At 66.3% G+C, this 8,781-nt stretch carries 9 protein-coding genes and 2 pseudogenes; 6 read left to right on the top strand and 5 right to left on the bottom strand.

All coding sequences use genetic code 11. The features are described 5' to 3' along the window. Positions 1-321 (top strand): annotated as a pseudogene (locus WAN71_RS09675) (resuscitation-promoting factor RpfA); the annotation flags it as partial. 20 nt (positions 322-341) lie between these two features. Here the strand turns inward: WAN71_RS09675 and WAN71_RS09670 are convergent. Then, a complete protein-coding gene (locus WAN71_RS09670; protein WP_422225120.1) occupies positions 342-542 on the bottom strand; it encodes a hypothetical protein in 201 nt (66 codons plus the stop codon). Between the two features lie 179 nt (positions 543-721). On the opposite strand from WAN71_RS09670, the gene WAN71_RS09665 reads away from it, so the two are divergent. Then, a complete protein-coding gene (locus WAN71_RS09665) occupies positions 722-2,983 on the top strand; it encodes a helicase-associated domain-containing protein (protein ID WP_422225119.1) in 2,262 nt (753 codons plus the stop codon). Between the two features lie 8 nt (positions 2,984-2,991). Next, complete coding sequence (locus WAN71_RS09660; protein ID WP_422225118.1) at positions 2,992-4,641, top strand: DNA repair helicase XPB; 1,650 nt, start codon at positions 2,992-2,994, stop codon at positions 4,639-4,641. Here the strand turns inward: WAN71_RS09660 and WAN71_RS09655 are convergent. Both WAN71_RS09655 and WAN71_RS09650 read right to left on the bottom strand, forming a co-directional pair. Beyond that, positions 4,638-5,783, bottom strand: a complete 1,146-nt coding sequence (locus tag WAN71_RS09655) for a thiolase family protein (protein WP_422225117.1) — start codon at positions 5,781-5,783, stop codon at positions 4,638-4,640. The two genes, WAN71_RS09660 and WAN71_RS09655, sit on opposite strands and share 4 nt — an antisense overlap. 67 nt (positions 5,784-5,850) lie before the next feature. Next, the gene (locus tag WAN71_RS09650; protein WP_422225116.1) at positions 5,851-6,276 is read right to left on the bottom strand and encodes a Zn-ribbon domain-containing OB-fold protein; all 426 of its coding nucleotides are present in this window, start codon (positions 6,274-6,276) and stop codon (positions 5,851-5,853) included. Positions 6,277-6,397: 121 nt separating this feature from the next. Here WAN71_RS09650 and WAN71_RS09645 point away from each other — a divergent pair, with 121 nt between their 5' ends. Continuing rightward, positions 6,398-6,691: a putative quinol monooxygenase gene (locus tag WAN71_RS09645; RefSeq protein WP_422225115.1), complete on the top strand. Its 294-nt coding sequence runs from the start codon at positions 6,398-6,400 to the stop codon at positions 6,689-6,691. On the opposite strand, the gene WAN71_RS09640 is transcribed toward WAN71_RS09645, so the two are convergent. Together WAN71_RS09640 and WAN71_RS09635 are read right to left on the bottom strand one after the other, a co-directional pair. Next, positions 6,688-7,677, bottom strand: a complete 990-nt coding sequence (locus WAN71_RS09640; protein ID WP_422225114.1) for an LLM class F420-dependent oxidoreductase — start codon at positions 7,675-7,677, stop codon at positions 6,688-6,690. The two genes, WAN71_RS09645 and WAN71_RS09640, sit on opposite strands and share 4 nt — an antisense overlap. Positions 7,678-7,688: 11 nt before the next feature. Next, a complete protein-coding gene (locus WAN71_RS09635; RefSeq protein ID WP_422225113.1) occupies positions 7,689-8,117 on the bottom strand; it encodes a TetR/AcrR family transcriptional regulator in 429 nt (142 codons plus the stop codon). Between WAN71_RS09635 and WAN71_RS09630 the strand changes: the two are divergent. Together WAN71_RS09630 and WAN71_RS09625 are read left to right on the top strand one after the other, a co-directional pair. Then, positions 8,054-8,266 (top strand): annotated as a pseudogene (locus WAN71_RS09630) (FAD-dependent oxidoreductase); the annotation flags it as partial. The gene WAN71_RS09635 and the pseudogene WAN71_RS09630 sit on opposite strands and share 64 nt — an antisense overlap. Before the next feature lie 4 nt (positions 8,267-8,270). Further along, positions 8,271-8,781, top strand: a 511-nt coding sequence (locus WAN71_RS09625; protein ID WP_422225121.1) for a class I SAM-dependent methyltransferase, incomplete at its 3' end; no start/stop codon positions are given.

Here is an 8,781-nt window from a genome sequence, read left to right as displayed (position 1 = left end):
GATGCGCCGTCAGATGTCCACCAAGCCACGACCGTGGCGCATTGGACCTTCGCCGACGACCCCGCACCGGTCCCGGGCCCGAGCCTGCCGACAGTCCCGGGGTTGCCGACCGATCCCGCCGCAGCGGGCTCCGCGATACACGACCTGCAGGTGCCCTCGCAGCTCGCACCCCTGCTAGATCCGGCGAACCTGCCCGACACCAGCAAGGGGCTGCCGGTGGCACCGCCGCAGAACATGGACCCGAGCTACGTCAAAGACCTGCTCAAAGCGATCCAGTCGCAGAGTGTGAGCAATAACCCGGCCCTGTCGTCGCTCGCGTAAGGCGCCGGGGCATCGGCCGCCTAGCGGTTGACCACCGTGACGGGATGTAGGTAAGGCAGCTCGTCAGCAGGTAGCGGGAAGACCACGTCGCCGTAGGGAGACAGTGCGCCTACCCGATCGGTTGCCAGTTCGCTCACCGCGTGGTCGTCTGGGTTGGTCGTCGGCCAGCCTCTGTCGACGTAACGGGTCTTCTGCGCTTTATCGCCAGCGTTGTCAGCCACGCGTCCCATTCTGACAGGTCTTGGGCAGCCTTGACGGCTCGGCTCTCAGATCCGGGTCACCCCGACCGAGTGGCCACTTATTCCACGCGATTCGCAAAAATTCGTGTGACAACTGGCCACTCGGCGGTGAAACCCCGCCGTAGGCGGCTACTCCCCCGGCTGCTTTACGCTGGTCAGCAATGACCGAACAAACCCCGGGCATCCCGCTGGGGTCCTGGCTGGCCGACTTGCCCGACGAGCGGCTGATCCGCCTGCTGGAGCTGCGGCCCGACCTTGCCCAGCCGCCGCCGGGCAGCATCGCGGCCCTGGCCGCCCGCGCCCATGCCCGACAGTCAGTCACGGCCGCCACCGACGAACTGGATTTCCTGCGGTTAGCGGTGATCGACGCGCTGCTGGTTCTGCACGCGGATACCTCGTCGGTGCCCGTTGCCAAGTTGCTCGCGTTGATCGACGGTCGTGCGCCCGAATCCGAGGTGCTCGGCGCCCTCGACGACCTCAAGGAACGCGCTCTGGTTTGGGGTGACACCGAACTCCGCACGGCCCCCGATGCCGGTGCCGGGCTGCCCTGGCATCCAGGGCAAGTGACCTTGGAAGACGCTTCGGCGAGCGGCGAGCAGATTGCCGAGTTGATCGACGGCCTCGACGATTCACAGCGGGAATTGCTGGACAAGCTGCTGGAGGGGTCGCCGTTGGGGCGCACCCGCGACGCCGCGCCCGGCGCTTCCGCGGATCGGCCGGTGCCCCAGCTGCTCGCGCTGGGACTGCTGCGCCGAATCGACGCCGACACGGTGATCCTGCCCCGCCATGTCGGGCAGGTGCTACGCGGCGAGGAACCCGGGCCGGCGCAGCTGGCCGCGCCGGATCCGGTGGTTGCCACCACGTCTGCCGACGCCGACGCCGCAGCCGCAGGTGCGGTCATCGACTTGCTACGTGAACTCGATATGCTGCTCGAAACACTAAGCGCGGCACCGATTTCCGAGCTGCGCAGCGGCGGCTTAGGGGTGCGCGAGGTCAGGCGGCTGGCGAAGGTGACCGGCATCGACGAGACCCGGCTGGGCTTGATCCTCGAGCTGGCCGCCGCGGCGGGCCTGATCGCCAGCGGGCTACCCGATCCGCAACCGGCCAGCGGTGAGGCGCCCTATTGGGCGCCGACGGTGGCCGCCGACCGGTTCGACGAGGCATCCGCCGCCGACCGTTGGTACCTGCTGGCCAATACCTGGCTTGATCTACCCGCCCGTCCGGCGTTGATCGGGACCCGCGGACCTGACGCCAAACCGTATGCCGCGCTGTCGGATTCGCTGTACTCGACGGCGGCCCCGCTGGACCGCCGGCTGCTGCTGGACATGCTGGCCGAGCTGCCGACCGGCGCGGCGGTGGACAAGAGCACGGCATCGGCGGCGCTGATATGGCGGCGGCCGCGCTGGGCCAAGCGGCTACAGCCGGCACGAGTGGCGGACCTGCTGGAAGAGGCGCACCTGCTCGGCCTGGTGGGCCGCGGAGCGATCAGCACGCCCGGCCGCGCGTTCGTTGACGACGGCTCACATAGCGGAGGCGCCGACGTTGTCGACGCGATGGCACGCGCCTTACCCGCGCCGATCGACCACTTCCTGGTTCAGGCCGACCTGACCGTCGTGGTTCCCGGGCCGCTCGAACGTCAGCTCGCCGAGGAGCTGGCAGCGGTGGCCACCGTCGAGTCTGCGGGCGCGGCGATGGTGTACCGCGTCAGTGAGCAGTCCATCCGGCATGCCTTGGACATCGGCAAAACCGCCGACGCATTGCACTCGCTGTTCACCAAGTACTCCAAAACGGCTGTCCCGCAAGGGCTGACCTACCTAATCGACGATGTGGCACGCCGGCACGGGCAGCTGAGGATCGGCATCGCCGCGTCGTTCGTGCGATGCGAAGACCCGACGCTGCTCGCCCAGGCGGTGGCCTCCACCCAGGCCCAAGCGTTGGGCCTGCGGGTGCTGGCCCCGACAGTGGCGATATCCCAGGCGCCGATCAGCGAAGTGCTCGCGGCCTTGCAAGACGCCGGCTTCGCCCCGGCCGCCGAGGACTCCACCGGCACCATCGTCGACATCCGGTCCCGCGGCGCCCGGGTGCCCACGCCGCAGCGCCGTCGGCCGCTTCGCCCGATCCCGCGCCCGAGCGGGGAAAGCCTGAGCGCGCTCGTTGCGGTGCTACGCAAGGTGACTACCGCGCCGTTTGGCAGTGTCCGGATTGACCCGGCGGTGGCCATGTCGCTACTGCAGCGCGCCGCCCTGCGGCAGGACACCGTGGTCATTGGTTACGTCGACGCCTCCGGGGTCGCCACCCAGCGGGTGGTGTCGCCGATCACGGTGGCGGGTGGCCAGCTGGTGGCGTTCGATTCCGCCTCCGGCCGCGCACGTGAGTTCGCCATCCACCGCATCACCTCGGTGGTGTCAGAGGACAACGGATAATCAACCGTATGCCCGACGGCCCTCTGATTGTTCAGTCCGACAAAACCGTGCTGCTCGAGGTTGACCATGAGCTGGCCGGTGCGGCGCGGGCAGCGATCGCGCCGTTCGCCGAGCTGGAGCGCGCACCCGAGCATGTGCACACCTACCGCATCACCCCGCTGGCATTGTGGAACGCGCGCGCCGCGGGCCACGACGCTGAGCAGGTGGTCGATGCGCTGGTGAGCTACTCCCGCTATGCCGTCCCGCAGCCGCTACTGGTCGACATCGTCGACACCATGGCCCGCTACGGGCGGCTGCAATTGATGAAGAACCCGGCCCACGGCCTGACGCTGGTCAGCCTGGACCGTGCGGTGCTCGAGGAAGTGTTGCGCCACAAAAAGATTGCACCGATGCTGGGCGCGCGGATCGACGACGACACGGTCGTCGTGCATCCCAGCGAGCGAGGCCGGATCAAGCAGATACTGCTCAAGATCGGCTGGCCCGCCGAGGATCTGGCCGGCTATGTCGACGGCGAGGCACATCCGATCAGCCTGCGCCAGGACGGCTGGCATCTGCGCGACTACCAAGAGATGGCCACCGAGTCTTTCTGGGCGGGCGGATCAGGCGTGGTGGTCCTGCCCTGCGGGGCGGGCAAGACCCTTGTCGGCGCGGCAGCCATGGCGAAAGCCAGTGCGACGACGCTGATTCTGGTCACCAACATCGTCGCAGGCCGCCAGTGGAAACGCGAACTGATCGCTCGCACCTCACTGACCGAAGACGAGATTGGCGAATACTCCGGGGAACGTAAGGAAATCCGCCCGGTCACCATCGCCACCTATCAAATAATCACCCGTCGCACCAAGGGCGAGTACCGCCACCTGGAGCTGTTCGACAGCCGCGACTGGGGGTTGATCGTTTACGACGAGGTGCACCTGCTGCCGGCGCCGGTGTTCCGGATGACCGCAGATCTGCAGTCTCGGCGACGGCTTGGGTTGACGGCCACGCTGATCCGTGAGGACGGCCGCGAGGGTGACGTGTTCAGCCTGATCGGTCCGAAACGCTATGACGCGCCGTGGAAAGACATTGAGGCACAAGGCTGGATCGCACCGGCGGAGTGCATCGAGGTACGGGTCACGCTGACCGACAGCGAACGGATGATGTACGCCACCGCCGAAGCCGACGAGCGTTACCGGGTCTGCTCGACGGCCCATTCGAAGATCGCGGTGGTCCGCTCGATCCTGAGCCGCCACCCAGGTGAGCAGACCTTGGTGATCGGCGCCTACCTGGACCAGCTCGACGAGCTGGGAGAGGTGCTGGATGCCCCGGTGATCCAGGGCTCGACCAAGACCGCAGAGCGCGAGGCATTGTTCGACGCCTTCCGTCGCGGTGAGGTGAACACCCTGGTGGTGTCCAAAGTCGCCAATTTCTCCATCGATCTGCCGGAAGCCGCAGTGGCCGTGCAGGTTTCGGGCACGTTCGGCTCTCGGCAGGAGGAGGCGCAGCGGCTGGGCCGGCTACTGCGGCCCAAGGCCGACGGCGGCGGGGCGGTGTTCTATTCGGTGGTGGCCCGCGACAGCCTTGATGCCGAGTACGCCGCGCACCGGCAACGGTTTCTGGCCGAGCAGGGCTACGGCTATGTCATTCGCGACGCCGACGATCTGCTGGGACCGGCGATCTAGAGCGACAGGATGCTCGCCGACGAGGTACCAGGTGCGCCGTAGACCTGTGCCAGGCCGACGCGCGGGTTGCCGGGCACCTGACGCTCGCCCGCCTCTCCGCGCAGCTGGCGCACTAGCTCGTGCACCTGACGCAGCCCCGACGCGCCGATCGGCTCGCCGTTGGCGATCAGCCCGCCGTCGGTGTTGACCGGAATCGAGCCGTGGATCTCGGTGGCGCCGTCGGCCACCAACTTCTCCTGCTCGCCGTCGGCACACAAACCCGTCTCGGCCATGTGGATGACCTCGGCACCGGCGTCGGTGTCCTGCAGCTGGGCGATATCGACGTCCTCCGGGCCGATGCCCGCGGCCTCGTAGGCGGCTTTGGCCGCGTACACCGTCGGCGAAACATCCTCGTCCAACGGCGCGAAGGTGGCGTGCACCTCGTAGGCACCGTAACGGCGGGTGCGGATCTCGGTGGCTCGCACGTAGATCGGTTTGTCAGTGAACTTGTGCGCCATGTCGGCTCGGCACATAACTACCGCCGCCGCACCCTCGTCGGGGGCGCAGAACATGTACTGGGTCAGCGGGTAGTTCAGCACCGGCGAAGCCAGAATGGCCTCTTCGGTGATTGGTTTGCGGCGGAACGCATTCGGGTTCAACGCGCCGTTGCGGAAGTTCTTGGCGGCCACCTTGGCCAGCGTGTCCGTCGAGATGCCGTGGTCGTGTAGGTACTTGTTGGCCTTCATTCCGAAGAACTTGGTCGTGACGAACTGCCCGTTCTGCGCATACCACTGCGGCAGCGCCAGCTTGGCGGGGTCGTCGGTGAAGGCGCCGCGGGGATGCTTGTCCAGGCCGATGGCGATGCCGATGTCGTACTTGCCCAACCGGATGGTGTCGGCGGTCTGCTGAAGAGCGCTGGCCGCGGTGGCGCAGGCGTTGAAGACGTTGGTGAAGGTGATGCCGGTCAGCCCGACCAAGCGGGTCACCGCATCGGGGTTGGACACCTCGTGGCTGCCGCCGAAACCGAACTGGATGTCCTTCCACTCGACGCCGGCGTCGGTCAACGCGGATTGAATGGCCTCGGCGCCCATCTGCATCGCGGTCTTCTCGAACCTGCCGAAGGGATGCAGGCCCACGCCAATGATGGCCACATCGTTGCTCATCTCGGGCTCCTCTTGGGTAGATGGTGGCGGCCCGCTTCACCCGGCTCCGCCGCGCTCGCGATCGCCACTAGACCGGCTGGAACGCGAACGTGACGATCTCGTTGCCGTCAGCGTCGGTGGTAAACGGCACCATGGTGAGTTCGACCTGCTGGCCGAACTTGAGCTTGGCCGGGTCGTTCTCGGTCAACCGGCCCTCGACCCGGATCACCGCGTCTTCTCCGAAACCCAACTGCACCAGGCCCACGCCGAACGGCACAAAATCGTCCCCGGTCGGTCCGGCGTAGGGAGCACCAGGCGGGAAACCCTGGGTGGTCCACGCCACCAGGGTTCCGCTGCGCGGCAACAACAACTCGCTCATCTCGCGGCCACTGCAGCGCGGACACCACTGCTGCACCGGGAAGGTGGTGGCGCTACAGTCGCCGCATCGACTGCCGATCAACTGCGGACTGTCGTCGGGCCAGGTTGAGATATCGGGGGCGAGTGCTTTCTGCATCGAGCGATCCTCCAGCGAGCGACCAGAATATTGCTCACTGAACCGTATAACAGCCTTGTAGAAAAGTGGAAATCCCATTCTCACAGCAAGCGCACGGTAGCCCTGCATTATGTTGGCGACCATGGCGGTCACGGTGATACTCGAGCTCAGGTTCAAGCCCGACGAGGTCGCCGCGGGGCGCGAACTCATGGGCCGGGCGCTGCAAGACACCCGGGCGTTCGACGGGAACCTGCGCACCGACGTGCTCGTCGACGACGACGACGAAGCGCACTGGCTCATCTACGAGCTGTGGGAATCGGTCGAGCACGACGAGGCCTACCGCAGATTTCGCGCCGGCGAAGGCAAGCTGACGCAGCTTCCTCCGCTGCTGGCCGCCCCTTCGGTCAAGACTCGATACACCACCAGCGACGTCTAGCTCAACGCGGGAATCACTTCGCGTTCGAACAGCTCGATGCCGGAACGGTCGTAGGCGGCCTCCGGGAAGTAACAGATCACGTACTCGCAGCCCAAGCCGCGCAGATGCTGCAGTCGGTCGATCACCTGTTCTGTTGTGCCGGTAGCTGAATCCGGTCCGCTGCCGCTGGCGATCATCGCGTCGGCGGCCGCTTCCGGGACGTAGCCCATCATCCGGTCCCGGATGCGCTGCAGCCGGTCTTTGACATCGGCCTCCGAGGTGCCGAGGGTTGCGTTGATGTTGACCGACCGCACGATCGCGTCGAAGTCGGTGCCCACCTCGCGGCAATGCCCGGCAAGTACTTCGGATTTGTGCACAAATTCCTCAGATTCGCCAGTGAAGTTGGTGTACTGCGCGTATTTCGCTGCGATGCGCAAGGTCACCTTCTCACCTCCGCCAGCGATCCACAGCGGAATGCCGTTGTCCTGCAAGGGCTTCGGGGCGACGATCGCGCCGTCGACCTGGTAATGCTTGCCATCCAAGCTGACCTTGCCGTCGCGCCAGGCGTCGCGCATGATCTGCACGCCTTCGTCCAACCGGCCCAACCGCACCCCCGCCGACGGAAACCCGTAACCGTAAGCGCGCCATTCGTGTTCGTACCAGCCGCCGCCGATGCCCATCTGAATGCGGCCACCCGAGATGATGTCGGCGGTCGCCGCGACTTTGGCCAGATACACCGGATTGCGGTAACTCATCGCCGTGCACATCTGGCCGAGCTTGATCCGCGACGTGGTCGCCGCGTAGGCCGACATCAGCGACCACGCCTCGTGGGTGGCTTCGGCGGTCGGCATCGGCGCGGTGTGGAAGTGGTCGTACACCCACAACGAGTCCCACGCGCCGTCGTCGGCGTGGGCCGCCAGGTCCCGCATCACCGCCCAGTGCTCAGCCGGATCAATCCCGACCAGATCCATTCGCCAGCCCTGCGGAATGAAGAGTCCGAATCGCATAGCTTCGGACTCTAGCCCGACGACGATTGGTCGATTCCAAGGGCGGCCAGCGCTCCGTCGACGGTGGCGCGCCGCAGTTTCTGGTAGGACGTGTCCGGGAATTGCAGACAGCAGTCCTGCAGGCCGCCGAAGGCGATCACCGCGCGGGTTGACTGCTCCAGCGTGGGACGCCGACCGAAAACCAGCTTCCCCAGCCGGTCGCGCCAGGCGAGCAGTTGATCGATCAGGCCGAGATCGGCGAGGGTTGTCAACTCGGCAACCACCAACACCAGATCGCCGCGGTGCGCGAAGTGATAGTCGAAGTACCCCTCGAGCAATTCACGTGGTGTCGCGTCGCGCGCGCGTTCGTGCTTGGCGATGAACCGCTCCCCTTCGTCGATCAGCTGCGCGCGGGGCCGCCAAAAGCCTCGTCCCGGGCTCCCGCGCCGCGGTTTGGGCAATGACCCAGGCCGTCGGGCTGGTCTCGCTGCTGCCCGCATCGCTCACCAGAACGGTCGCGAGATTCAACGCCAAAGGTGTGCGGATGTACGACTCGATGCAGGTACCCGACTACACCGACGTTTGGCAACATAGCCGGCATGAAACTTGACCTCCTGGGCTCCAAGCACACCCTGTTCCGGCTGTTTTACCGGCTTGGGTTCACGCCCTGGGAGGGCCACCCGCTGGCGCAGAGTCTCCGAAACCTGGTCGAAGGCTCAGAAGCTGAAGACTCCAAAGGCTCACCCGCACTGCCGGCGGCCGCCGCACTCGAACTTGGTTGCGGTACCGGCGACACGTCCATTTACCTGGCTAAGCACGGCTGGCAAGTCACGGCCGTGGACTTTGTGCCCACGGCCCTGGAGAAGGCGCGGGCCAAGGCGCGCATCGAAGACGTTAACGTCAACTTCGTCCACGCCGACGTCAGGCAGTTGCGTCAGGCCGGAATCAATGGACCCTTGCAGCTGATTGTCGACAATGGCTGCCTGCACAACATGAACGACGACGACCGCGACTGCTACGTCCGCGAAGTCACCGCCGTAGCGGCACCCGAGGCACGGCTGCTGATCGTTGCGTTCGTTCCTGGCGGACGATTCGGCGTGCGCGGCATCGACCGCTCCGAAATGG

Origin of the sequence: Mycobacterium sp., from assembly GCF_049280035.1 — a bacterium.
Taxonomy (GTDB): Bacteria; Actinomycetota; Actinomycetes; order Mycobacteriales; family Mycobacteriaceae; genus Mycobacterium.
Note: the sequence above shows the minus strand (reverse complement) of the source record. Positions and strands in the feature narration are given on the sequence as shown.

Bases quoted from the DNA above. Each gene is read 5' to 3' on its own strand.
- WAN71_RS09645 (WP_422225115.1), top strand. From the start codon at position 6,398: ATGGCGGTCACGGTGATACTCGAGCTCAGGTTCAAGCCCGACGAGGTC.
- WAN71_RS09660 (WP_422225118.1), top strand. From the start codon at position 2,992: ATGCCCGACGGCCCTCTGATTGTTCAGTCCGACAAAACCGTGCTGCTC.
- WAN71_RS09650 (WP_422225116.1), bottom strand. From the start codon at position 6,276: ATGCAGAAAGCACTCGCCCCCGATATCTCAACCTGGCCCGACGACAGT.
- WAN71_RS09655 (WP_422225117.1), bottom strand. From the start codon at position 5,783: ATGAGCAACGATGTGGCCATCATTGGCGTGGGCCTGCATCCCTTCGGC.
- WAN71_RS09640 (WP_422225114.1), bottom strand. From the start codon at position 7,677: ATGCGATTCGGACTCTTCATTCCGCAGGGCTGGCGAATGGATCTGGTC.
- WAN71_RS09665 (WP_422225119.1), top strand. From the start codon at position 722: ATGACCGAACAAACCCCGGGCATCCCGCTGGGGTCCTGGCTGGCCGAC.